Origin of the sequence: Micromonospora sp. WMMD714 (assembly GCF_029581315.1) — a bacterium.
Classification (GTDB): domain Bacteria; phylum Actinomycetota; class Actinomycetes; order Mycobacteriales; family Micromonosporaceae; genus Micromonospora; species Micromonospora rifamycinica.
Window position 1 is genome coordinate 3,144,645 of sequence record NZ_CP120744.1, and the last position, 24,572, is coordinate 3,169,216.

Consider the following 24,572-nt stretch of genomic DNA (forward strand, 5'->3'; position numbering starts at 1 on the left):
ATGACGCAGCGTCGCGCGTCACCACACCTCACGCAGCACCAGCGACACGCAGAGCAGCGCGAGACCGGCCGCGGCGAGGGCCACCAGCGGTACCGCCCGGGTGTCGACCGCCGCCCGACGGCGACCGGTGGCCCGCCCCCAGGTGGCCACCAGCGTCAGCGACCAGAGCAGCACGGTGACCCCGGCGAGCGTCGCCCCGGCGGTGTCCCCGGTGAGCGCCAGCCGGACCGCCAGCACGGCCACCACCGTGAACGCCAGCGCGGTACGCCGCCAGGCCAGCCGGGTGCGCTCCGGTTGCAGGCCGGGATCGCCGCCCGCGTGCCCCGGGCCGCCGGTCACCGGCCGCTAACCCCGCGCACCAGGACGGCCACCACCAGCAGCAGCGCGCCCACCGCCACGATCAGGGCGAGCACGGCCGGAAAGCGCGAGGCCGGCAGGCGGTCGCCGAGCCGGATGGCCCGTTCGGTACGCGACCAATGGTCCACCGCGCGGACCGCGACCGTGCCGCCGAGCAGCAGCAACGCCACGGCGATCGCCTCGCGCAGGTGTCGCAGCGGCAGCGGCGGCAGGAACTGGGCGGCGGCCAGCCCGCCGGCGATCAGCGCCAGCCCGGTGCGCAGCCAGGCCAGGAAGGTCCGTTCGTTGGCCAGCGAGAAGCGGTAGTCCGGGGTGGTCCCCACGGAGTCGAGGTCCGACGGGTCGAACCACCGTCTGATCGCCTGCCACACGACGCCGATTATCCGCTTTACGGTCGGCCTAGCCTGGAGCGGTGACAGATCTTGATGCCACCACCCTGCGTGACACCTACGACCGACAGCTCCGGCCGGAGATCCCCGACCCGGTCCCGGCCGGCGTGACCATCGAACGGGACGGGCCGCTGGTGCGGGTGCTGGGCCTGGACCACGGCGGTTTCCTCACCTACCGCACCCTGGACGGGCTGGCCGGCGCGGAGCTGGACGCGCTGATCGCCCGCCAGGTCGAGCTGTTCCGGCAGCGCGGCGAGTCGGTGGAGTGGAAGCACAACAGCCACGACGAGCCCGCCGACCTGCCGGACCGGCTGCGCGCCGCCGGCTTCGTGCCGGAGGACCGGGAGACCGTCCTGATCGGCCCGGTCGCGCCGCTGGCCGCCGCCGTGCCGGTGCTCCCCGAGAGGGTACGGCTGCGCGAGGTCACCAGCCGGGACGACCTGGTGCGGATCGCCGCGATGGAGGAGGAGGTCTGGCGTAGCGACCGTTCGCACCTGGTCACCGGCCTGCTCCGGGAGATCGAGGCGGACCCGCAGTCGATCACCGTGCTGGTGGCCGAGGCGGAGGGCGTCGTGGTCAGCGCCGCCTGGGTGCGCTACCTCAACGGCACCGGCTTCGCCAGCCTGTGGGGCGGCTCGACGCTCGTGCCGTGGCGACGCCGGGGCGTCTACCGGGCGCTGGTGGCCTACCGGGCCCGGCTGGCCGACCAGCGGGGCAAGACGCTGTTGCAGGTGGACGCCTCGGAGGACAGCCGGCCGATCCTGGAGCGACTCGGCTTCGTCCCGGTCACCACGACCACCCCGTACGTCTACACTCCGTGATGATGGAGCAGCGGCTGACGGACGACGAGCAGCAGGTCCTCAAGACGGGTGCCTTCGGGGCGGTCTTCCTGGTGTCGAACGCCGATCCGGGGGTGTTCGCGATGATCCGGGAGAGCTTCGCCGCGTCCGGGGCGTTCGCGGGCGCGAGCGGACTGGTGAAGGAGGCGCTCACCGGCGGCTCGCTGCCCCGGCTGCCCCGGGACTCGGCCCTGGAGGTCGAGTCGGTGGTGCTCCCGGCGCTGGGCCGCGCGGTGGAGATCCTGCGGGCCAAGTCCCCGGCCGACCTGTCCGTGTACCGCGAGCTGGTGGTGGCCGCGGCCGAGCAGGTGGCCCGCGCGCACCGGGGGGTGACGCCGGCCGAGGCGGACGTCATCGACCGGATCCGGACCGCGCTCGCCGCGCCGGCCTAAGACCCGCCCGCCCCCGGCCGTGGAGCCGCTCCGGCCGGAGATCGAGATTGGCGGGTACGCGGTGAGCCGTGTCACTGTGGGTGCCCGGGAACAGTAACCTACTGGCAGGTAACATGGCGTTCGTGGGCAACTGCACAGCACCCCGCGGTTGACCGGGTGTCAACGGACGCGCGAAGCTCCGCCCTTGACCGGGCGAGCAGATCGCACACCACCAACAGGAGGGTCGTCGAATCGCGATGAACATCGTCGTACTCGTCAAGCAGGTGCCTGATTCGGGCGCGGACCGCAACCTGCGCGCTGACGACAACACCGTCGACCGCGGTTCGGCGAACAACGTCATCAACGAGATGGACGAGTACGCCATCGAGGAGGCGCTCAAGATCAAGGAGGCGCACGGCGGCGAGGTCACCATCCTGACCATGGGACCGGACCGGGCCACCGAGTCGATCCGCAAGGCGCTCTCCATGGGGCCGGACTCCGCCGTACACGTCCTCGACGACGCCCTGCACGGGTCCTGCGCGGTGGCCACCTCGAAGGTGCTCGCCGCCGCCCTCGGCCAGCTCAACGCCGACCTGGTGATCTGCGGCGCCGAGTCGACCGACGGCCGGGTGCAGGTCATGCCGCACATGCTCGCCGAGCGGTTGGGGGTCGCCGCGCTGACCGGTGCCCGCAAGCTCACCGTGGACGGCGCGACGCTGACCGTGGAGCGGCAGACCGAGGAGGGCTACGAGGTGGTCACCGCCGCCACCCCGGCCGTCGTCTCGGTCTGGGACACCATCAACGAACCGCGCTACCCCTCCTTCAAGGGCATCATGGCGGCCAAGAAGAAGCCGGTGAAGACGCTCTCCCTGGCCGACCTGGGCGTCGCGCCCACCGAGGTGGGTTTCGAGGGTGCGACCAGCGCCGTCGTCGAGCACACCAAGCGTCCACCGCGCTCCGGCGGCGCGAAGATCACCGACGAGGGCGAGGGCGGCGTCAAGCTGGTCGAGTTCCTCGCCACCGAGAAGTTCGTCTGAGGGGTCTGAACATGGCTGAGGTACTCGTCGTCGTCGAAGCCACCAGGGAATTCGGCGTCAAGAAGGTCACCCTGGAAATGCTCACCCTGGCCCGCGAGCTGGGCACCCCGAGCGCCGTGGTGCTCGGGGGCGCCGGTGCCGCCGAGGCGCTCAGCGCCAAGCTCGGCGAATACGGCGCGGAGAAGATCTACGCCGCCGAGAGCGAGGAGATCGACGGTCACCTGGTGGCCCCCAAGGCGACGGTGCTGGCCGAACTGGTCAACCGGGTGCAGCCGGCCGCCGTCCTGCTGGCGTCGGCCCAGGAGGGCAAGGAGATCGCCGCCCGGCTGGCCGTCAAGCTGGACAACGGCATCCTGACCGACGTGGTCGGCCTCGACGCCGACGGCACCGCCACCCAGGTCGCCTTCGCCGGCTCCACCATCGTCAAGTCCAGGGTCACCAGGGGCCTGCCGCTGGTCACCGTACGGCCGAACTCGGTCACCCCGACCCCGGCGGCGGCCACCCCGGCCGTCGAGCAGCTCACCGTGTCGGTCACCGACACCGACAAGCTGGCGAAGGTCGTCGAGCGGGTCGCCGAGCAGAAGGGCTCCCGCCCCGAGCTGACCGAGGCCGGCATCGTCGTCTCCGGCGGTCGCGGCGTCGGCAACGCCGACAACTTCAAGCTGGTCGAGGAGCTGGCCGACCTGCTCGGCGGCGCGGTCGGGGCGTCCCGGGCAGCCGTCGACTCCGGGTACTACCCGCACCAGTTCCAGGTCGGACAGACCGGCAAGACCGTCTCGCCGCAGCTCTACGTCGCGCTGGGCATCTCCGGCGCGATCCAGCACCGGGCCGGCATGCAGACCTCGAAGACGATCGTCGCGGTGAACAAGGACGGCGAGGCACCGATCTTCGAGCTGGCCGACTACGGCGTGGTGGGCGACCTGTTCAAGATCGTCCCGCAGGCCGCCGAGGAGATCCGCAAGCGTAAGTGACCCGTTCCGGGTCCGCCCGAGGCCGCCGTCCGCACTGCGGACGGCGGCCTCGTCGTACCGGATGGACCTGTCGGTGCCGGGCGGCGGCCCGGTGGGGTGTGGGCGGGACCGGGGCGCTGCTCGCGGCCGGGAGCGCGGGGTGGCGAGGGAGCTGATCGGCGGGCCGGGGAGCTGAACCGGCCCACCGATCAGCCCGTCAGGGTGCCCCTCAGCAGGCTGTCGCCGGAGTGGGCGGGGCGGTTGTCGTACTGCTCGGCGGAGACGTCGACCACCGAGTACGCCTGGAGATCGACGTTCGGCGGCAGGGGCAGCAGGGCGTCGCCCGAGCTACCGCGCAGCACACCCACCGAGAACATCTCCATGGTCTTCGGATTGATCAGCCACACCTCGTAGTACCCCGAAACGTCCGGGAGATTCGCGACGTGCAGGTGCAGTCGTCCGTCGGCGAAGACCCGGGCGTCACCGTTGGCGTCCTTCGGCGTGCTGCCGTACGCCGTGAGCGGCGCGCTGGCCAGCACGGCCTGCTGGGGCGTGGGTCCGCCCCGGTCGCCGAGGACGGCGACGGTGCCGAGCACCGCGATCACCGCGGCGGCGGTCGCCGTGACGACGGTGGTGGCCCACCGTGGCCACCGCCGGCCCCGCCGGGACCGTGTCGCCGGTCGCCCGGGGGCACGCTCCCCGTCGGGGCGCGAGGACTGTCGACGGGGCTCCGGGCGGTCACCGGTCACCGCCGGCGACGGCCGGTGGGGAAGGTCGGGCGGCTCCTCGGCCAGCGGCTGCGGACGTACCCCCGGCAGGCCCTGGCGGTGCGCCTCGGCCAGGGACGGCAGCTTCTCGGCGGCGTCGAGCTCGGCCAGCACGCCGGCCCACACGTGGGCCGGCGGGTCGGGCAACTCGCGCAGGCCCTGGGTGTCCGCGCCCAGCCCGGCGATGTGCCGCAGCGCCTCCAGCTCGTCCCGACAGCTCACACACGTCGCGAGGTGGTCGGTCTCACCGTGGCCCGCCTCGCTCTCACCGAGCGCCAGAAAGACCAGCCGGTCGTGCTCCAGGTGTGGCACCGTCCACCTCCCATCTGCGTTTCAAGCTCGCCATGCCCCGCCTGATGTGGCTCTTGACGGTACCCAGCGGGACTCCGGTCACCGTCGAGATCTGCTGGTGGGTCAGGTCGTCGTAGAAGGCCAGCTCCAGCATCCGGCGCTGGTCGTCCGGGAGCCGGGCCAGCTCGTCGGCGATCACCAGCCGGTCGACCACGCTGTCCGGGTCGCCGCCGGTGGCGACCGGCTCGGGTAGCTGACGGACCGTCTCCACCACCCGGTTCTCCCGGGCCGAGGCGCGCAGCCGGTCGATCACCTTGCGCCGGCCGATACCGAGCAGCCAGCCGATCAACGAACCCTTGGCCGGGTCGAAGGTGTCCCGCCCCAGCCAGGCGGCGACGAACGTCGCCTGGGTCACGTCCTCCGCGTCGCTGCGGTTGGCCAGCGTGTTGGTGGCCAGGTGGAACACGGCCCGGCCGAACCGGTCGTACGCCTCCCGCAGCGCGCTCTCGTCACCCGCCCGGAAGCGCTCGGCCAGCTCGTCGGGGGGTGGATCGGGGTCCTGTCCTGCTGTTCCCACCGCCGTCACCGGGCGGGTCGCCTTCCCTGGGGCATGCCCGACTGTAACGCCCACAGCCTCCGCCCCACTCTCCCGGTCCGTGTCCGCCTCCACTCGTCTCACCTGCTGTTCGTCCCCGACGGCGGTCCCGGATGCGCTTCGGACGAAGAAAAAGAAAGTGGTCCGCGGCTGCATCCGGTGCGGCGACGGGTGGCGTAACCCGTTCTGCAAGCCAGACCTGACGAACCAGTACCAATCACCAGGAGGCAGACATGCAGCTCGCTATCTTCCGTCGGGTCGCCGCAGGCGGTGCGGTGGCCGCCCTGGCCTTCGCCGGCGTCGGCGCCGCGACCACGAGCCCGGCCTACGCCGCCTCGTCCAAGGTCTCCGTCGTGCACGGCATCCCGGACACCCCGGTCGACGTCTACGTCAACGGCAAGAAGACCCTCGACAACTTCAAGCCCGGCGACGTGGCCGGCCCGCTGACCCTCGCCGAGGGCGAGTACGACATCGCCCTGACCAAGCCCGGCCAGCCCATCGGCAGCGCCATCCTGAAGGTCGACGACGCCGAGGTGCCCGGCGGCGCCAACATCAGCCTCGCCGCGCACCTCAGCGCGGACGGCAAGCCGCAGATCACCCCGTTCGTCAACGACACCGCCAAGCTGGCCGCCGGCAAGGCCCGGCTGATCGTCCGGCACACCGCCGCCGCTCCGGCGGTCGACGTCCGGGCCGGCGGCAAGCCGGTCTTCGAGGGGCTGACCAACCCGAAGGAGGCCAAGGCCGACGTCGACGCCGGCACGGTCAAGGCCGACGTGGTGCTGGCCGGCACCGACACCGTGGCGATCGGCCCGGCGGACCTGACCCTCAAGGAGGGCACCGCCACCATCGTCTACGCGACCGGCTCCGCCGAGGGCAAGAACCTCGACCTGGTCGCCCAGACCATCACCGGCCTGCACTCCGCCCCGGGCGGGGTGCCCAGCGGCACCGGCGGCCAGGCCGGCACCGGCGTGGACACCTGGTGGTACGTGCTGGCCGGTGCCGGCGTACTGCTGCTGGTCGGCGGCGGCGCGCGGGTGGCCGCCACCCGGACCGGTCGCCGGTGACGGTGCGACACCGCGGGGCGCTGGCGGCGATGGCCGCCGGCGTCGCCGCGCTCACCATCGCCACCGTGGTCGCCTGCGGATCGCAACCGGCCGAGGACGTCGGCGCGGACGAGGCGGCGGCGCTGGCCAGCAGCGGCCCGCCGAGCCCGACGACCGGCACCGGTGGCGGCCCGTCGGTGCCGGTGACCGCCGGTGACCTGCCCGCCGACGACCGGACCGTCCCGCCGGTGAAGCTGCGCATCCCGGCGATCGACGTCACCGCCACGGTCAACCCGGTGGGCGTCGACCCGCGGACCGACGAGTTCGACGTCCCGCCGAGCGTCGACCAGATCGGCTGGTACCGGTACGGCCCCGGGCTGGAGACCGCCGCCGGCTCGGTGGTGGTCGCCGGTCACGTCGACAGCTCCGAGCAGGGCAAGGGGGCGTTCTTCCGGCTCCGCGAACTGGACCGCGGCGACACCCTCACCGCCACCGGCGCCGACGGGAAGCAGCGGGCCTACCGGGTCGTTTCCCGCGAGGAGTACGCCAAGACGAAGATCCCGCTGGACCGGTACTTCGCCCGGGACGGCAAGCCGCGGCTCACGTTGATCACCTGTGGTGGCCCGTTCGACCCGAAGACCCGCCACTACCGGGACAACATCGTCGTCACCGCCGTACCGGCGTGACGGCGTGATGCTCAGCCGTTCCGGCGTGACGCTCGGCCGTTCCGGCGTGATGCTCGTGTGACGCTCGGTCGTTCCGGCGTGATGCTCGGCGGTGCCGGCGTGGCGGGGCGGTGCCGGCGTGACGCTCGGCCGTTCCGGCGTGACGCTCGGCCGTGCCGGCCGGGGCGGGGGCCGATCCGGTCCCGGCCCCGGCCGCTTCGTCTCCCGGCCCGCGTGGGGCGGGCGCGGTTCCCGGTCCGGTCGGGCCGATCCACGCTTCGGTACGAGCGGTCCGGTATCCGGCTGACCGTGCCCCGGCCGTTACGCTGAACGGTGATGGCATACCTGGATCACGCGGCGACCACCCCGATGCTCGACGAGGCGTTGGCGGCGTACGTCGCCACCGCCCGTGAGGTCGGCAACGCGTCGTCACTGCACGCGGCAGGCCGGCGTGCCCGGCGTCGGGTGGAGGAGTCCCGCGAGCGGGTGGCCGCGGTGCTGGGTGCCCGCCCGTCCGAGGTCATCTTCACCGGCGGCGGAACCGAGAGCGACAACCTCGCGGTCAAGGGCATCTTCTGGGCCCGGCGGGCCGCCCGGCCCGACCGGCTCCGGGTGGTTTCCAGCGCGGTCGAGCACCACGCCGTCCTCGACGCGGTCGACTGGCTGGCCGACCACGAGGGCGCCGAGGTCGACTGGCTGCCCACGGACGCCGCCGGCCAGCTCGACCCGGAACTGCTCCGCGCCCGGTTGGCCGAGCACGCCGAGCGGGTCGCCGTGGTGACCGCCATGTGGGCCAACAACGAGGTAGGCACCGTTCAGCCCGTGGCCGAGCTGGCCGCGGTGGCCGCCGAGCACGGGGTGCCGTTCCACACCGACGCCGTGCAGGCGGTCGGCCAGGTCCCGGTCGACTTCGCGGCCAGCGGGGTGTCCGCGTTGACCGTGACCGGGCACAAACTCGGCGGTCCGACCGGGGTCGGCGCGCTGCTGCTCGCCCGGGACGTCGCGGCGACCCCGCTGCTGCACGGCGGTGGCCAGGAACGCGACGTCCGCTCCGGCACCCTGGACACCGCCGGCATCGTCGCCTTCGCGGTCGCCGTCGAGACGGCGGTCAAGGCCCAGCAGGAGTACGCGGCCCGGGTGGCCGGGCTCCGCGACGACCTGGTGCGGCGGGTCCGGGAGGCGGTGCCCGAGGTGGTGTTCAACGGTGACACTGTCAACCGGCTGCCCGGCAACGCGCACTTCTCCTTCCCCGGTTGCGAGGGGGACGCCCTGCTGCTCCTGCTCGACGCCCAGGGGATCGCCTGCTCCACCGGATCGGCCTGCTCGGCCGGGGTGGCCCAGCCCAGTCACGTCCTGCTCGCGATGGGTGCCGACCACGACCGGGCCCGCTCCTCGCTGCGCTTCACCCTCGGCCACACCAGCACCCCCGCCGACGTCGACGCCCTCATCGCCGCCCTCCCCACCGCCGTCGACCGCGCCCGCCGAGCCGCCGCCCTCCGCACCCCCCGCTGACCCCCCACCCCGGCCGGTCCCGCTCCGCCCCGTTTCGGCTGGCCCCGTTTCGGCCGGCCCCGGCCGGCCCCGGCTCGCTCCGCCCCGTTCCGGCCGGCCCCGGCTCGCTCCGCCCCGTTCCGGCCGGCCCCGGCTCGCTCCGCCCCGGTGATCAAGAGAGTTGCGTCAAAATCTCGCCCAAAGGGTGACGCAAACCTCTTGGTCACCCACCCCAAAGCCCACCCGCAGCACCCGCGAGCCCTTGATCCGCTCCAGGTCGGGCCGGAGCGGATGGGGGCGCCTGGTGATCAAGAGGTTTAGGCGAGGAACGGGCTCGCGGATGACCTAAACCTCTTGATCACCGGGGCGGGAGAGGGCCGGGCGGGACGGGGGGCAGGCAAGGCGGGGCCAGGCGGGGCGGTAGAGGGGGTGGGACTGGGGTGAGCCGGGGCGGGGCGAGGGGGACCGGGTGGGGAGGGGCACGGGGCACGGAGCACGGCGTGGGGGAGGGGGGTGGGTAGGGTTGGTGGGGAGAGGGGGGTGGCTGTGAGGGTTCTGGCGGCGATGTCGGGTGGGGTGGACTCCGCTGTCGCGGCAGCGCGGGCGGTGGCAGCCGGCCACGACGTGACCGGGGTGCACCTTGCCCTGGCCCGTAATCCGCAGACCTTCCGGACCGGCGCCCGCGGGTGTTGCACGCTGGAGGACTCCCGGGACGCGCGGCGGGCGGCCGACGTGCTCGGTATCCCCTTCTACGTGTGGGACATGGCCGAGCGGTTCCACGCCGACGTGGTGGACGACTTCGTGGCCGAGTACGCGGCCGGGCGTACCCCGAATCCGTGTCTGCGCTGCAACGAGAAGATCAAGTTCGCGGCGGTGCTGGACCGGGCCGTGGCGCTGGGGTTCGACGCCGTGGTCACCGGTCACCACGCCCGGCTCGGCCCCGACGGTCTGCTGCGCCGCAGCGTCGACCTCGCCAAGGACCAGTCGTACGTGCTGGCGGTGCTGACCCGCGCGCAGCTCGACCGGTCGATGTTCCCGCTCGGCGACGCCACCAAGGCGGAGGTCCGGGCCGAGGCGGCCCGGCGTGACCTGGCGGTGGCCGACAAGCCCGACTCGCACGACATCTGCTTCATCGCCGACGGCGACACCCGGGGCTTCCTCGCCGGGCGGCTCGGCGAAACCCCCGGTGAGGTGGTCGACGCGTTGACCGGCGCGGTGGTGGGCAGCCACACCGGCGCGTACGCCTACACGGTGGGTCAGCGGCGGGGCCTGCACCTGGACCGACCGGCCCCGGACGGCCGGCCGCGCTACGTGCTCTCCATCACCCCGAAGACCAACACGGTCACCGTCGGTCCCGCCGAGGCGCTGGAGGTCTCGCTGGTCCGCGCCAGTCGTCCGGTGTGGACCGGTGGCGAGCTGCCGGGCACGCCGATCGAGTGCGAGGTGCAGTTGCGGGCGCACGGTGACGTCGTACCGGCGACCGTGACGGTGGACGGCGACACGTTCGTCGCCGAGCTGCGCCGTCCCGTCCGCGGGGTGGCCGCCGGGCAGGCGGTCGTGGCGTACCGGCCGGATCCGGCCGGGGACGTGGTGCTCGGTTCCGCCACCATCACCGGCTGATCCGTCCGGGGGCCGGTTACCCTTCGGCGGTGAAACCACAGCAGCTCTGGCCCTGGCCGGCGGGCGCGGCGACCGGCATCGGCTCGCTACCCGGCACCGACATCGCCGAGGCGCAGCGGATCGTCCTCGGTGAACTGCCCGCCCTGCCGCACCTGCCCGAGTTGCCCGCCCGGGGTCCGGGCGCGGACCTGATCGGGCGCAGCGGCGGGCTCCTGGTCGAGCTGCCGGTCGAGCTGTACGCCGCCCGCTGGCGGATCGCCCCCCGCCCCGGTCGGGACCTGCGCCGCGCCCGGGACCTGATGGAACGTGACCTGGACCAGCTCGCCGAGCAGGCCGAGGCGTACGCCGGGCCGGTGAAGGTGCAGGCGGCGGGGCCGTTCACCCTGGCCACCGCGGTGGAGTTGCCGATCGGCGGCCGGCTGCTGCGTGACCCGGGGGCGGTGCGGGAGCTGACCGCCTCGCTGGCCGAAGGGCTGCGGCTGCACGTCGAGGCGGTGGCCCGCCGGCTGCCCCGCGCGTCGGTGCTGCTCCAGCTCGACGAGCCGTCGCTGCCGGCGGCGCTGGCGGGTCGGGTGCGGACCGAGAGCGGGCTGGGCACCTACCGACCGGTGGACACGGCGGTCGCCCGTGGTCTGCTCGGCGACGTGATCAGCGCGGTCGGGGTGCCGACGGTGGTGCACTGCTGCGCCCCGGACGTGCCGCTGGAGCTGCTCCGCACCGCCGGGGCGGTCGGGGTGGCCCTGGACCTCGCCCTGCTCACCGACCTGGACCCGCTGGGCGAGGCGATCGACGCCGGCTTCGGCCTGCTGGCCGGGGTGGCCCCGACGCAGCCGTCGTCGGCCGGCCACCCACCGACCTCGGCCCAGCTCGCCGACCGGGTACGCGGACTCTGGGACCGGCTCGGCTTTCCGCGCCGCCAGCTCGCCGAACAGGTGGTGGTCACCCCGGCCTGTGGGCTGGCCGGGGCGACCCCGGAGCAGGCCCGTGCGGTCCTCACCGCCTGCCGGGACGCCGCGCGGCGGCTGCACGAGGCGTGAGGGTTTTCCGTCGTACCGGGTGGGCAGGATGACGGTCATGATTGGGAAACTGCGTACCGTGGCCATCGACTGCCCCGACCCGCGCGCCCTGGCCGGCTTCTACGCCGAGCTGCTCGGCCTGCCCCTGGCCGAGGAGGACTCCGAGGGCGACGAGTGGGTGGTGCTCGGCGGGCCGGTCGGGCGGTCGCCCCGGCTCGCCTTCCAGCAGGCATCCGACCTGATTCCCCCGGCCTGGCCGGATCCGGCCAGGCCGCAGCAGTTCCACCTCGACGTCACTGTCGACGACATCGAGGTGGCCGAGAAGGCGGCGCTCGCCCTGGGCGCCCGGCGGCTGCCCGGCGAGGGCGAGGGCTTCCGGGTCTACGCCGACCCGGTGGGCCACCCCTTCTGCCTCTGCTGGGACTGACGCCGCCGGCCGTGCCGTCGACCGCCGGCCGGGCGTCGACCGCAGCTCTGGCTGCTGGCGGGGCGTCGACCGCAACTCAGGCCGCTGGCCGGGCGTCGACCGCAGCTCAGGCTGCTGGCGGGGCGTCGGCCGCAGCTCGGGCCGGTGGCCGGGCTGCCGGCCGGTGGTCTCCGGCGTGCCGGGGTGGCCGGGGCGGGGCATGATCGGGTCGTGATCGATTCCCTGCTGCGTCGCGCCTCCGGTTCGCTCTTCGGGCTGGCCTACGGCGATGCGCTCGGCAAACCGACCGAGTTCCTCTCCGTACCGGAGATCCACCGCCGGTACGGCCCGGGCGGCCCGCGGGAGCTGGTCGGCGATCCGGTGCTGGTCACCGACGACACCCAGATGGCGCTCGCGGTGGGGTGGGCACTGCACGACGCCCCCGTGCACACCCCGGAGGTGGTCGAACCGCTGCTCCGGCGGCGCTTCCTGGACTGGGCCGCCAGCCCGGACAACAACCGGGCACCGGGGATGACCTGCCTGCGGGCCTGCGGGGAGCTGGGCCGGGGGCTGGCCTGGCAGCAGGCGACGGTGGTCGACTCGAAGGGGTGCGGCGCCAACATGCGGGTCACCCCGGTCGGGCTGATCGACGTCGACCTGGACACCCTCGCCGGGCTGTCCCAGCTCCAGGCCGGTCTCACCCACGGTCACCCGACCGGCCTGGCCGCCAGCGAGCTGACCGCGTACGCGGTGCGGCTGCTGCGTGGCGGCGCGGCCCCGACGGAGCTGCCCGGCCTGCTGGCCGACCGGGCCCGCACCGAGCGGCGGACGTACCGGGACGACTGGCTCGGTGACCTGTGGCAACGGTCGGGGGCGACCTCCCCGACCGCGTTCATCGCGCCGGGCTGGGACGAGTGCCTGGAGGCGCTGGACCGGCTCGCCGCCGCGCTGCGCCGGCCGGACGACGGCGGCGATCCGTGCCGGTACACCGGTGAGGGCTGGGTCGCCGAGGAGGCGCTGGCCACGGCGCTGCTCTGCGTCCTGTGGCACCCCGACGACCCGGTCGCCGCGATCGCCCGGGGAGCGGCCACCGCGGGCGACTCGGACTCGATCGCCGCGCTGGCCGGCGCGTTCCTCGGGGCCGCGCACGGGCTGCCGGGCTGGCCGGCCGGGTGGTCCACCCGCATCGAGTACGCCGATCAGCTCACCACCCTCGGCACGGCCTGGGACTGACCCGCCCGGCAGGCCCGGTGCCCGCCGCGTGGTGGGCGGGGTGGGTCAGGCCGGGCTGCGCCGTCCGTGCAGGCGTTTCACCTGACGCCACAGGGCCGGGTCGCAGCCGCCGGCCCGGCGGGAGAACGCGTCGGCCGGGATCCGCAGCGGCTCGGCGAGGTCGAGCCAGCTGTCGTGCTCGGCGTCCGGATCCCAGTCCCGGGTCGGGATCCGTACGTGGTCGTCCCGGTCGCTCTTGTCCTGACTGGTGATCTTGAGTACCTCGGCGCCCCGGTCGTCGGCGCGTACCACCAGGCAGGGCCGGACCTTCGAGCCGGTGCCGTCGTGGAACGGCACGTCCGCCCACCAGATGTCACCCGGTCGGGGCGTACCGGTGGGGGTGCGGGGGCGGGGTGGCGCGGTCGGTCGGGCCCGGTCGCGGGGCGGGGTGCCGCGCGGCGGCCGGGTGCGCTGGCCGCCGCTGGAGGGTCGACCACCGCGTCGACGCCACTCGTTCCAGACCCAGCCGGCGACGACCGCCAGCACGATCAGCAGCCCCCACCACACCCACTCCGGCATCGATACCCCGCCTCCGTCCGGGCGGCACCGCGCCGCCGAGGTGCGGCGATCGTCGCACGGTCGGGTGGCGGGCGCCCGTCGGGCGCGGTGGGGGAGGCAGGGGGAATGTCCCACCGGCCCGTTACCGTGCTCCAGTAGCGTGATCACCGGGGAGGTTCGCACGATGTCCGGAGGCGACAGGGTGTCGAAAGAAGAGGTTCCCCAGCAGGTCAGTGCGGCACAGGAGGCGGCGGCCGGTGGTGAGCCGACCCCCGAGGCGCGGGAGCGGCACGCCACGCTGGGCCAGGAGGTGACCGAACACCAGTACCGTTACTACGTCCTCGACGCGCCGACGATTCCCGACGCCGAGTTCGACCGCCAGCTGCGCGAGCTGGAGGCGTTGGAGGCGGAGTACCCGGCGCTGCGCACCCCGGATTCACCCACCCAGCGGGTCGGCGGCACGTTCTCCACCGACTTCACCCCGGTCACCCACGCCGAGCGGATGCTCTCGCTGGACAACGCCTTCGCCGACGAGGAGTTGGCCGCCTGGGCCGAGCGGGTCGAGCGGGACGCCGGTGGCCCGGTGCCCTACCTGTGCGAGCTGAAGGTCGACGGCCTGGCCATCAACCTGACCTACGAGAAGGGCCGGCTGGTGCGGGCGGCCACCCGGGGCGACGGGCGCACCGGCGAGGACGTCACCGCCAACGTCCGCAGCATCCGCGGCGTGCCGGCCCGGCTCACCCCGTCCGACGAGTTCCCCGACGTGCCGGAGCTGCTGGAGGTACGCGGCGAGATCTACTTCCCGGTCGCCGGCTTCGCCGACCTCAACGCCACCCTGGTCGAGCAGGGCCGGGCACCGTTCGCCAATCCGCGCAACGCCGCCGCCGGCAGCCTGCGCCAGAAGGACCCCCGGATCACCGCGTCCCGGCCGTTGCGGCTGGTGGTGCACGGCACCGGCGCCCGTACCGGCTTTCGTCCGGCCACCCAGTCCGAGTCGTACGCGGCGCTGAAGGCGTGGGGGCTGCCGACCAGCGACCGTTGGCGGGTGGTGCCGGACCTCGCCGGGGTGGCGGAGTACGTCGCCCACTACGCCGAGCACCGGCACGACGTCGAGCACGAGATCGACGGGGTGGTGGTGAAGGTCGACCCGGTCCCCATCCAGGGCCGGCTCGGCTCGACCAGCCGGGCGCCCCGGTGGGCGATCGCCTTCAAGTATCCGCCGGAGGAGGTCAACACCCGGCTGCTCGACATCGAGGTCGGCGTCGGGCGGACCGGTCGGATCACCCCGTACGCGGTGCTGGAGCCGGTGCACGTGGCCGGCTCGACGGTCGCCCAGGCCACCCTGCACAACGCCCGCGAGGTCGAGCGCAAGGGGGTGCTGATCGGGGACACGGTGGTGCTGCGCAAGGCCGGCGACGTGATCCCCGAGGTGCTCGGCCCGGTGGTCGCGCTGCGTCCCGCCGACGCCCGTCCGTTCGTCATGCCGACCACCTGCCCGTCCTGTGGCACGCCGCTCGCCCCGGCCAAGGAGAGCGACGTCGACATCCGCTGCCCCAACACCCGCAGCTGTCCCGCGCAGTTGCGGGAACGGGTCTTCCACCTCGCCGGGCGGGGCGGGTTCGACATCGAGGTGCTCGGCTACAAGGGCGCCGCCGCGCTGCTCGACGCCGAGATCATCACCGACGAGGGCGACCTGTTCTCCCTCGACGCGGAACGGCTCGCCCGCTCCCCGTTCTTCGTCAACAAGGACGGCAGCCTCGGCACCAACGCGACCAAGCTGCTCGACAACCTCGCCGTGGCCCGGGAACGTGACCTGTGGCGGGTGCTGGTGGCACTCTCCATCCGGCACGTCGGCCCGACGGCCGCGCAGGCCCTGGCCCGGCACTTCCGCTCGATCGAGGCGATCGAGGCGGCGGCCGAGGAGGAGCTGTCCTCGGTCGACGGTGTCGGCCCGACGATCGCCGCCAGCGTCAAGGAGTGGTTCGCCGTCGACTGGCACCGCGACGTGGTCCGCAAGTGGGCCGAGGCGGGGGTACGGATGGCCGAGGAGGCGGTCGACGAGGGGCCGCGCCCGTTGGAGGGGGTCACCGTCGTGGTGACCGGCACGCTCGCCGGGTTCAGCCGGGACCAGGCGGCCGAGGCGATCCAGAGCCGGGGCGGGAAGGTCACCGGCTCGGTCTCCAAGAAGACCGGTTTCGTGGTGGTGGGCGACAATCCCGGTTCCAAGGCGGACAAGGCGGCCGGGCTGAAGGTGCCGGTGCTCGACGAGGACGGCTTCCGGGTGCTGCTGGACGCCGGCCCGGAGGCCGCCCGGAAGGTGGCCCGGGTCGAGGAGAGCTGACCCCGGGCGTCAGCCCCGTGCCGTACCTGCGCCGTGCCACCCGGCCGGGGCGTCGTGCGCCCGTGCGGTGCCGCCCGGTCCGGGCGTCGTGCGCCGCCGCCCCGGTCGTGCCGCCCGGTGCGGACGTCCCGGGGCCGCACGCGGCGTGTCCTGCTCCACCCATAGGCGAGCCTTGGGGTCGTATACCAACTTAGTCACGACTACGCCCGATTCGTGGCTGTCGTGCGGGTCCACCGGCCGGCAGGGCGTTTCATGGTGGCAGGTGTACGGCCGGCGTACACCCTGACTGGGTGTGCCCGGGAGGTGCGATGGAGCCCGCCGATCCCCGCAACCGCCTCCCGTCCGGGCGGGAGACGCCGTTCCTGGGCCTCGTCGCCGGGGTGATCGGGCTGGCCGTCGTGGTCTCCGTCCTGCCGCTGGTCGGTCTCGTCGGTCGACCGGACCTGCTGTCGGCGGCGTTCTGGACGATGGCGGTGCTCGCGGTCGGGTGCGACGCCCGCCCCTTCGTGCCCTCGGGACGTCGGCAGACCTCCGCGGTCTTCCCCTCCACCTGCTTCACGTTCGCCATCCTGCTCGGCTGGGGGCTCGGGCCGGCGGTGCTCGTGCAGACCGTCGCGGTCGTCGTCTCCGGCGTACGGCTGGGTCACGCCCCCTGGCGGACCGCCTTCAACGCGGCCCAGTACACCTGCGCGCTCGCCGCCGCGTACCTGGTGCTCCGGCTCGGGCCGGGCGGCCTGTTCGACGGCCACCGGCCGGGGTGGACCGACGTGCTCGCCGCGGCCGGCGCGACGGTCACCTGGTTCGCGGTCAACTACGGCCTGGTCAGCACCGCGCTGCGACTGCGGTTCGGCGGCCGGTGGTGGCCCGCGGCCCGGCAGGGGCTGCCGTTCGAGCTGCTCTCCACCGGTTCGCTGCTGCTGCTCGCCCCGGTCCTGGTCACCGCCGCGCGGGCCACCGCCGCGCTGATCCCGCTGGTGCTGGTGCCGCTGTTCGCGGTCTACCGGATGGCCTACCTCTCCGACGAGCAGGAGCAGCTCGCCGCCCTCGACCCGCTCACCGGCCTGCCCAACCGCAAGGCGCTGCTCGCCGAGGTGGCCGAACAGGTGCACCGGCACGCCGAGCGGGTCGCCCGGGGGGAGCCGGGCGGGCGGCTGGCCCTCCTGCTGATCGATCTGGACCGGTTCAAGAACGTCAACGACGCGCTCGGCCATGCGGTCGGGGACCGGCTGCTGGTCGAGGTGAGCGCCCGGCTCGCCGGGGTGGTGCGCGACCGGGACCTGCTGGCCCGGCTGGGCGGTGACGAGTTCGCCATCGTGGCCGGCGGGTTCGACGGGGTGGACGGGGCGCGGGAGCTGGCCGGTCGGGTGGCCGCCGCGCTGACCGAGCCGGTGTCGTTGGACGGGCTGCCGCTGGACGTCGGCGGCTCGATCGGCATCGCGCTCTACCCCGAGCACGGCGAGGACTACGCCACCCTGATGCGCCACGCCGACGTCGCCATGTACGACGCCAAGCACCGCCACGACACGGTGGCCGTGTACGCCGCCGAGTCCGACCACCATTCCGCCGAGCGGTTGGGGCTCCTGGCCGACCTGCGCCGCGTACTGGAAGCGAGGCCGGCAGCCGGGCGGCCGGTGCGGGGTGGCGACGGCGCCGTGCTGCCGCCCCGGCTGGCCACCGACCCGCCGGGGGCGGAGAGCCCGGCCGGTGGGCCGGGATGCGACGCCGACCGGGATCCCGGTGGGCCGGGATGCGACGCCGACCGGGATCCCGGTGGGCCGGGATGCGACGCCGACCGGGATCCCGGTGGGCCGGAATCCGACGCCGACCCGGATCCCGGCGGCCCGGTTGCGGGCCGGTGGTGGTTGCCCCGCCGACGGCCCCGGCCGGCCCCGGCCCAGCCCGACGAGTTGCTGAACCGGATCCTCACCGGTGCCGACCCGGTCCGCCGGTACCGCGACCACCCGGCGCTCCCCGGGTCCTCCCCGGTCGGGCCGGTGCGGGGCGGGCCACCCCGGCCGACCGGGCGGGAGGCCGGGCTGCCGGCCCGGTCGGCGGCCGACGACCCGGCGGGGACGGGCGGTCCGGCCGGGGGCACGGGGGAGACCGGCGAGATCACCATGTACTACCAACCGCAGGTCGCCATCGCCACCGGGGAGGTGGTCGGGGTGGAGGCGCTGTTGCGCTGGTGGCACCCGCGTCGGGGGATGGTCGACCCGGAGGAGCTGATCCGGGTGGCCGAGCAGAGCGCGGTGATGCGCCTGCTCACCCACCGGGTGGTCGACGACGTGGTGGAGCAGCTCGCCAAGTGGTCGGCGGCCGGGATCACGCTGCGGGCGTCGCTCAACGTCAGCGTCCGCGACCTGCACACCGACGAGATCGTCGACCGGATCGCCGACCGGCTGGCCCACTGCGGGGTACGCCCCGAGCGGCTGCAACTGGAGATCACCGAGGGGGCGCTGATGGCCGACCCCCGACGGGTGCTCGCCACCATCACCCGGCTGCACCAGCTCGGGGTGGCCATCTCGCTGGACGACTTCGGCACCGGCTACTCGTCGTTGCAGCACCTGCGCCGGCTGCCGTTGGCCGAGGTGAAGGTGGACCGGTCGTTCGTGCTGGGAATGGCCGACGACGCCGACGACGCCGCGATCGTCCGGTCGACGATCGAGCTGGCCGGCGCGCTCGGCCTGCGGGTGGTGGCCGAGGGGGTGGAGGACGAACGGACCTGGCGGTTGCTGCACGCGGCCGGTTGCGACGCCGCGCAGGGCTGGTTCTACGCCCGCCCGATGCCCGCCGAGGAGCTGGCCGCCTGGCTGGCCCGTTACCGCCCGCTGAGCCCGGTCCCGAGCCCGGACGCCGAGATCCCCCGCCGGCACGCCCGCTGACCCGCCCGCCGCTCGACGGCGACGGCCGGGGGCGGGCCGCGCGGGCGGACGGCGGCGGACCCGGTGGCCGGTGCGGGGCGGGCCGCGCGGGCGGGAGGGGGAGTCGGAGACGTCGGCGTGCGCGCAGGACAATAGACTCGCTCCGGTCACCGCGCGTCATCCCGCCGACGGCGCGGCCGGCACACCCAGACGCAGCAGCACAGTCACGAAGGGGGCACCGATGGCCGCCATCTCCCGCGAGGAGGTCGCGCACCTCGCGCGACTGTCGCGGCTCGCCGTCACCGAGGAGGAGCTGGACACCTTCGCCGGCCAGCTGGACGTGATCCTCCAGTCGGTCGCGCAGGTCGGCGAGGTCACGGCGGCGGACATCCCGCCGACCTCGCACTCGGTTCCGCTGACCAACGTGCTCCGCGAGGACGTGGTGGTGCCCGGGTTGACCCCGCAGGAGGCGCTGTCGGGTGCCCCCGACGTCGCCGAGCAGCGGTTCCGCGTCCCGCGGATCCTGGACGAGGACGTGGCGTCGTGAGCGGGTGTGACAGGCGAACCATCGAGCCCAGTGCGCCGGGTGTCCGGGGCGCCGGTGAGCGGAGCGAGGCGACGGCATGACCGACCTGACCAGAATGACCGCGACCGAGCTGGCCGGGCTGGTGGCCGCCGGGGAGACCTCCGCGGTCGAGGTGACCCGGGCGCACCTGGACCGGATCGCCGCCGTCGACGACCGGGTGCACGCGTTCCTGCACGTCGACAGCGAGGGGGCGCTGACCGCCGCCCGCGCCGTCGACGAGCGCCGGGCCGCCGGTGAGCAGCTCGGGCCGCTGGCCGGGGTGCCGGTGGCGGTGAAGGACGTGCTCACCACGAAGGGCGTGCCGACCACCGTCGGCTCGAAGATCCTCGAAGGCTGGCGTCCGCCGTACGACGCGACGATCGTGCAGCGGCTGCAGGCGGCCGGCACGGTGATGCTCGGCAAGACCAACATGGACGAGTTCGCGATGGGCTCCTCCACCGAATACTCCGCCTACGGCCCGACCCACAACCCGTGGGACCTGGCCAGGATCCCCGGCGGCTCCGGCGGCGGCAGCGCCGCCGCGCTGGCCGCGTACGAGGCGCCGCTGGCCATCGGCTCCGACACCGGTGGCTCGATCCGGCAGCCCGGCGCGGTCACCGGCACCGTCGGCGCGAAGCCCACCTACGGCGGCACCTCCCGGTACGGCCTGGTCGCGTTCTCCTCCTCGCTGGACACCCCCGGCCCGTGCGCCCGGACCGTGCTCGACGCGGCGCTGCTGCACCAGGTCATCGGCGGGCACGACCCGCGTGACTCCACCTCCATCCCGCAGCCGGTGCCGGACGTGGTGGCCGCCGCGAAGCTCGGTGCGAGCGGCGACCTGACCGGGGTGAAGCTCGGCATCGTCAAGGAGTTCACCGGCGAGGGCGCGGAGCCGGGCGTGATGGCCGCGTTCCGCGAGTCGGTCGACACCCTGGCCAAGCTGGGCGCGGAGATCGTCGAGGTGTCCTGCCCGCACTTCCGGTACGCGCTGCCGGCGTACTACCTGATCGCGCCGAGCGAGTGCTCCTCCAACCTGGCCCGGTTCGACGGGGTGCGGTTCGGCCTGCGGGTCGGCGACGACGGGAACCGGTCGCTGGAGGAGGTCATGTCGCTGACCCGGGAGGCCGGCTTCGGCGCCGAGGTCAAGCGGCGGATCATGGTCGGCACCTACGCGCTCTCCTCGGGCTACTACGACGCCTACTACGGGCAGGCGCAGAAGGTCCGTACCCTGATCACCCGGGACTTCACCGCGGCGTTCGAGCAGGTCGACGCGCTGATCTCGCCCACCACGCCGTTCGTGGCGTTCCCGATCGGGGCGCGCACCGCCGACCCGTACCAGATGTACCTGGCGGACCTGTTCACCATCCCGACGAACCTGTACGGCGGGCCGGGCATCTCGGTGCCGTGCGGGCTGTCCGAGGGGCTGCCGGTCGGGCTGCAGGTGATGGCCCCGACGATGGCCGACGACCGGATGTACCGGGTCGCCGCCGCGCTGGAGTCCGTGGTCGGCACGTTCACCCCACCGGCACTGTGAGGCGGGCGGGATGCTGACGCGAATCGAGATCGACGGCTTCAAGTCGTTCCGCGAGTTTTCGTTGGATATCCCGCCCTTTCTCGTGATCATCGGACGGAACGCAGCGGGCAAGTCGAACCTCTTCGACGCCATCCAGTTCCTGAGCCGGTTGGCCGGTGATCCTGTCCTGGAAGCTGCCCAGCATATGCGGGGTGACGTTGCCGATCTCTTCCACAAACACACGAACGGAACGTCGGCAGAGGTCATGTCCTTCGCGGTCGAGGTGCTCCTGGGTCGTTCGGTCATCGACGCGTTCGGCGACACCGCTGAGGTCAACCATTCGAGACTCCGGTACGAGCTGACCATCGAACTTCGGTCGACGGGTAGCAGCGGGACGCTGCGTCCCTACGTTGTCAGTGAGTCGGTGCGGCGTATCCGGCGTGTGGGCGACACCTGGATGGATCGGTTCACCGCAGAGCAGCGTAAGCGGTTGGTTGCCTACCGCACCGGAGCTGATCCGTTGGAAACCGAGCAGGACGAACAGGGACGCTTGGTCTTCAGCATCAGGCAGCAGGGCAATCAGGGCCGGAAGCGCAGGCTTCCGGCCACGGCGGCCACGGCGACGGTGCTGTCCAGCCTGACGACCGCCACCGACTTCCCGCTGCTCTATGCACTCAAGCGGGAGATGCAGTCATGGCGTCTACTGCACCTCGACCCGAGCGCGCTGCGAGCCCCGGATTCCTACGACGATCCGGACAGCCTGTCCGCCAACGGTGGACATCTAGCCAACACCCTGCGGCGGCTGGCGGACGAGACGGGTAGTCCGGACCGGCCCGAGGGCGCTCTGAACGATCTCTCGGCCGACCTGGCAGCCGTCATTCCCGGGGTTGTCCGTGTGCAGTTGACCGAGGACGACGCGCGTCGACAACGCCAGGTGGAGGTGGTGACCCGTGAGGAGGCGCCGTTTTCGGCTAGAGTCGCCTCGGACGGTACCCTCCGGGCGATCGCGTTGCTGGCGGCGCTCTACGATCCGCGCGGTGCGGGCCTCATCTGCTTCGAGGAGCCGGAGAACGGCATCTTCCCGCAGCGTCTTGCGCAGTTCGTCAGATATCTCAGGAGTCTGGTAGAGCGGGCATTGATATCCGGGCCCGAGGGCGCGGCGCTGACCCAGTTGGTGCTGAGTAGTCACTCGCCGGCGATCCTGCGGGCGCTGGAACCCGCGCAGGAACGTGTCCGGTCCGACGCGGTATTTATGGACGTGGTGAGCCGGGTCCAGCGCGGCAAGGCGCGTAGCCGGGTCAGCCGTTGGCGGTCGATCGCTGGGGCGCAACAACTCACGATCGATGATGCGCTGGATGTCGGCAGCGTGGTGAGCCCACGGGAGATCGCCGAGTTCGAGGTGATGGCGGAATTGGACACCTGATGCGGTATCTCACCTCTGCGTTGGTGTCCGAGGGCGTCACCGACGACCAGTTTCTCCCGAGGCTGCTTGCCCGGGCGCTGACTGACATCTGCCAGTCGGAGTTCGAGGACGCCGTCGAGGTCGCCGACGTGCAGCCCCTGCGTGACCGCAAGGGCCCATGCTCGACGGCGGACGTGATCAGGCTCGTCGAGCAGAATCCCGCCAGCTTCTCACTCATCTTCTTCCACCACGACCAGGGTGCCAACGCAGACCGGGTCGCCGCCGAATGGCTGCGCCCGCTTCGGCACCTGTGGGGGGACCGGGCAGAGCAACTGGTCGCCGTGGTGCCGGTCCGCGAGACGGAGGCCTGGCTGTTGACCGACGGCGACGCGCTGCGCAGCGCGCTCGGCGTCCGATGGACGGATGCGGAGATGGGCTTGCCCGCGCAGCCGAGACGCGTGGAGCGTGTTGCCGATCCCAAGAAGACGCTTAACGACATCATGGGCCGGGTCAGCCGTACCACCACCGATCATTTCGGCCAACTGGGTGAGCTGGTCTCCCTGGCCAGACTCGATGATGTTCCGGCCTACCGGCAGTGGTGGTCCGACACGCTGGACGCGCTGACGCGACTGGGCTACCGGCGAGTCTGACTGCCCGCATCGGAGAGGGAAACCCGGGGGCGAGACGGCCTGGTAACCCCATTAGGCTGGACAGGTTCTGTCCGGATCGCGCCTGGAGCGTCTCATGACCACGACACTGCCCGCGTACGACGAGGTCGTTGCGCGCTACGAGCCGGTGATCGGCCTGGAGACCCACGTCGAGCTGGGCACGAACACCAAGATGTTCTGCGGTTGCCCGACCGACTTCGGCGGCGAGCCGAACACCCGGGTCTGCCCGGTCTGCCTCGGCCTGCCCGGCTCGCTGCCGGTGGCCAACTCCGCGGCCATCGAGGCGACCATCCGGATCGGCCTGGCGCTGAACTGCTCCATCGCCGCATGGTGCCGGTTCGCCCGGAAGAACTACTTCTACCCGGACATGCCGAAGGACTTCCAGATCAGCCAGTACGACGAGCCGCTGTGCTCCGACGGCTACCTGGACGTCGAGGTGGACGGCGAGCTGGTGCGGATCGGCATCGAGCGGGTGCACCTGGAGGAGGACACCGGCAAGACGCTGCACGTCGGCGGGGCCACCGGCCGGATCCACGGCGCCACCGAGTCGCTGGTCGACTACAACCGGGCCGGCATCCCGCTGGTGGAGATCGTCACCAAGCCGGTCCCCGGCACCGGCGCGCTCGCCCCCGAGGTGGCCAAGGCGTACGTGACCGAGCTGCGGGACGTGCTGCGCTCGCTGGGCGTCTCCGACGTCCGGATGGAGGAGGGGTCGCTGCGCTGCGACGTCAACACCTCCCTCAACCTGCCGGGCGAGGAGTGGGGCACCCGCACCGAGACCAAGAACGTCAACTCGCTGCGGTCGGTGGAGCGGGCGGTCCGCTCGGAGATCCTGCGCCAGGCGTCGGTGCTCGACGCGGGCGGCCGGATCACCCAGGAGACCCGGCACTTCCACGAGGACACCGGGGACACCACGCCGGGCCGGTCCAAGGAGACCGCCACCGACTACCGGTACTTCCCGGAGCCGGACCTGGTGCCGCTCGCCCCGGACACCGCCTGGGTGGCCGAGCTGAAGGCGGCCCTGCCGGAGCTGCCCCGGCTGCACCGCCGCCGGCTTCAGGAGCAGTGGGGCCTGTCCGACCTCGACATGCAGTCGGTGCTCAACGCCGGTGCGGTCGAGCTGATCGAGGCGACGGTGGCAGCCGGCACCACCCCGGCGGCGGCCCGCAAGTGGTGGCTGGGCGAGCTGTCCCGCCGGGCCAACGAGACCGGCGTGGAGCTGGCCGACATCGGGGCCACCCCGGCGCAGGTCGCCGAGCTGCAGGGCCTGGTGGACGCCGGCAAGCTCAACGACAAGCTGGCCCGGACGGTGCTGGAGGGCGTGGTTGACGGCGAGGGTTCGCCGACCGAGATCATGACCAGGCGGGGCCTGGAGGTCGTCTCCGACACCGGGGCGCTCACCGCCGCCGTGGACGAGGCGATCGCCGCCAACCCGGCCATCGCCGACAAGATCCGTAGCGGCAAGGTGGCGGCGGCCGGCGCGCTGGTCGGCGCGGTGATGAAGGCGACCCGGGGTCAGGCCGACGCCAAGACCCTGCGGGACCTCATCCTGGAGCGCCTCGGCGTCCAGGGCTGACCCACGCGGGCCGGAGCCGGGGGTTCCGCCCACGACCGG

At 73.2% G+C, this 24,572-nt stretch carries 23 protein-coding genes; 18 read left to right on the top strand and 5 right to left on the bottom strand.

The genetic code is table 11. The annotated features are described in order from the left end of the window. Nucleotides 1–18 precede the first annotated feature (18 nt). Entirely contained in the window at nt 19–339 is a 321-nt protein-coding gene (locus O7625_RS14015) for a DUF202 domain-containing protein (RefSeq protein ID WP_282346366.1), read from the bottom strand. Further along, nucleotides 336–728: a DUF202 domain-containing protein gene (locus O7625_RS14020; RefSeq protein WP_067305851.1), complete on the bottom strand. Its 393-nt coding sequence runs from the start codon at nt 726–728 to the stop codon at nt 336–338. Before O7625_RS14020 ends, O7625_RS14015 begins: the two co-directional genes overlap by 4 nt. Before the next feature lie 41 nt (nt 729–769). Between O7625_RS14020 and O7625_RS14025 the strand changes: the two genes are divergently transcribed. From O7625_RS14025 to O7625_RS14040, 4 genes are all read left to right on the top strand, one after another. After that, entirely contained in the window at nt 770–1,567 is a 798-nt protein-coding gene (locus O7625_RS14025; protein WP_282346367.1) for a GNAT family N-acetyltransferase, read from the top strand. Then, entirely contained in the window at nt 1,564–1,977 is a 414-nt protein-coding gene (locus O7625_RS14030; protein WP_282346368.1) for a hypothetical protein, read from the top strand. Before O7625_RS14025 ends, O7625_RS14030 begins: the two co-directional genes overlap by 4 nt. Before the next feature lie 236 nt (nt 1,978–2,213). Next, complete coding sequence (locus O7625_RS14035) at nt 2,214–2,993, top strand: electron transfer flavoprotein subunit beta/FixA family protein (RefSeq protein WP_282346369.1); 780 nt, start codon at nt 2,214–2,216, stop codon at nt 2,991–2,993. A gap of 11 nt (nt 2,994–3,004) precedes the next feature. Further along, entirely contained in the window at nt 3,005–3,964 is a 960-nt protein-coding gene (locus O7625_RS14040; RefSeq protein WP_067305838.1) for an electron transfer flavoprotein subunit alpha/FixB family protein, read from the top strand. 188 nt (nt 3,965–4,152) lie between these two features. Here O7625_RS14040 and O7625_RS14045 read toward each other — a convergent pair whose 3' ends face one another. Together O7625_RS14045 and O7625_RS14050 are read right to left on the bottom strand one after the other, a co-directional pair. After that, on the bottom strand, nt 4,153–5,022 hold the full coding sequence (locus O7625_RS14045; protein ID WP_282346373.1) for an anti-sigma factor: 870 nt from the start codon (nt 5,020–5,022) through the stop codon (nt 4,153–4,155). Next, on the bottom strand, nt 4,976–5,578 hold the full coding sequence (locus O7625_RS14050; RefSeq protein WP_067305832.1) for a sigma-70 family RNA polymerase sigma factor: 603 nt from the start codon (nt 5,576–5,578) through the stop codon (nt 4,976–4,978). The genes O7625_RS14045 and O7625_RS14050 overlap by 47 nt, the downstream gene beginning before the upstream one ends. A 251-nt stretch (nt 5,579–5,829) precedes the next feature. Between O7625_RS14050 and O7625_RS14055 the strand changes: the two genes are divergently transcribed. The 7 genes from O7625_RS14055 to O7625_RS14085 all read left to right on the top strand — a co-directional run bounded on the left by O7625_RS14055 (nt 5,830) and on the right by O7625_RS14085 (nt 13,070). Continuing rightward, the gene (locus O7625_RS14055; RefSeq protein WP_282346375.1) at nt 5,830–6,660 is read left to right on the top strand and encodes a DUF4397 domain-containing protein; all 831 of its coding nucleotides are present in this window, start codon (nt 5,830–5,832) and stop codon (nt 6,658–6,660) included. After that, nucleotides 6,657–7,325: a class F sortase gene (locus O7625_RS14060; RefSeq protein WP_282346377.1), complete on the top strand. Its 669-nt coding sequence runs from the start codon at nt 6,657–6,659 to the stop codon at nt 7,323–7,325. Before O7625_RS14055 ends, O7625_RS14060 begins: the two co-directional genes overlap by 4 nt. Nucleotides 7,326–7,640: 315 nt before the next feature. Beyond that, entirely contained in the window at nt 7,641–8,816 is a 1,176-nt protein-coding gene (locus tag O7625_RS14065) for a cysteine desulfurase family protein (protein ID WP_282346379.1), read from the top strand. Nucleotides 8,817–9,341: 525 nt separating this feature from the next. Further along, on the top strand, nt 9,342–10,415 hold the full coding sequence (mnmA, locus tag O7625_RS14070; RefSeq protein WP_067314849.1) for a tRNA 2-thiouridine(34) synthase MnmA: 1,074 nt from the start codon (nt 9,342–9,344) through the stop codon (nt 10,413–10,415). 29 nt (nt 10,416–10,444) lie between these two features. Then, nucleotides 10,445–11,452, top strand: a complete 1,008-nt coding sequence (locus O7625_RS14075; protein WP_282346381.1) for a methionine synthase — start codon at nt 10,445–10,447, stop codon at nt 11,450–11,452. Nucleotides 11,453–11,489: 37 nt separating this feature from the next. Then, the gene (locus O7625_RS14080; protein ID WP_282346943.1) at nt 11,490–11,858 is read left to right on the top strand and encodes a VOC family protein; all 369 of its coding nucleotides are present in this window, start codon (nt 11,490–11,492) and stop codon (nt 11,856–11,858) included. Nucleotides 11,859–12,068: 210 nt separating this feature from the next. Continuing rightward, a complete protein-coding gene (locus O7625_RS14085) occupies nt 12,069–13,070 on the top strand; it encodes an ADP-ribosylglycohydrolase family protein (RefSeq protein ID WP_282346383.1) in 1,002 nt (333 codons plus the stop codon). Between the two features lie 45 nt (nt 13,071–13,115). Here O7625_RS14085 and O7625_RS14090 read toward each other — a convergent pair whose 3' ends face one another. Further along, a complete protein-coding gene (locus O7625_RS14090; RefSeq protein ID WP_067314841.1) occupies nt 13,116–13,628 on the bottom strand; it encodes a type II toxin-antitoxin system PemK/MazF family toxin in 513 nt (170 codons plus the stop codon). 181 nt (nt 13,629–13,809) lie between these two features. Here O7625_RS14090 and ligA point away from each other — a divergent pair, with 181 nt between their 5' ends. The 7 genes from ligA to gatB all read left to right on the top strand — a co-directional run bounded on the left by ligA (nt 13,810) and on the right by gatB (nt 24,533). Beyond that, nucleotides 13,810–15,948, top strand: coding sequence for an NAD-dependent DNA ligase LigA (ligA, locus tag O7625_RS14095; RefSeq protein WP_282346387.1), 2,139 nt, complete (start codon nt 13,810–13,812; stop codon nt 15,946–15,948). A gap of 308 nt (nt 15,949–16,256) precedes the next feature. Further along, nucleotides 16,257–18,830 (top strand): EAL domain-containing protein, encoded by a 2,574-nt coding sequence (locus O7625_RS14100; RefSeq protein WP_282346388.1) that lies wholly within the window; start codon nt 16,257–16,259, stop codon nt 18,828–18,830. Between the two features lie 220 nt (nt 18,831–19,050). Further along, nucleotides 19,051–19,356 carry an Asp-tRNA(Asn)/Glu-tRNA(Gln) amidotransferase subunit GatC gene (gene gatC / locus O7625_RS14105; protein ID WP_067307096.1) on the top strand — a complete coding sequence of 102 codons (306 nt, stop codon included), beginning with the start codon at nt 19,051–19,053 and terminating at the stop codon, nt 19,354–19,356. 76 nt (nt 19,357–19,432) lie between these two features. Continuing rightward, a complete protein-coding gene (gene gatA, locus O7625_RS14110; protein ID WP_282346389.1) occupies nt 19,433–20,908 on the top strand; it encodes an Asp-tRNA(Asn)/Glu-tRNA(Gln) amidotransferase subunit GatA in 1,476 nt (491 codons plus the stop codon). 10 nt (nt 20,909–20,918) lie between these two features. Continuing rightward, nucleotides 20,919–22,310 carry an AAA family ATPase gene (locus O7625_RS14115; RefSeq protein ID WP_282346390.1) on the top strand — a complete coding sequence of 464 codons (1,392 nt, stop codon included), beginning with the start codon at nt 20,919–20,921 and terminating at the stop codon, nt 22,308–22,310. Next, a complete protein-coding gene (locus tag O7625_RS14120; protein WP_282346391.1) occupies nt 22,310–22,939 on the top strand; it encodes a DUF4276 family protein in 630 nt (209 codons plus the stop codon). The genes O7625_RS14115 and O7625_RS14120 overlap by 1 nt, the downstream gene beginning before the upstream one ends. Before the next feature lie 94 nt (nt 22,940–23,033). Further along, nucleotides 23,034–24,533 carry an Asp-tRNA(Asn)/Glu-tRNA(Gln) amidotransferase subunit GatB gene (gene gatB, locus O7625_RS14125; RefSeq protein ID WP_282346392.1) on the top strand — a complete coding sequence of 500 codons (1,500 nt, stop codon included), beginning with the start codon at nt 23,034–23,036 and terminating at the stop codon, nt 24,531–24,533. The last annotated feature ends 39 nt before the right edge of the window (nt 24,534–24,572 follow it).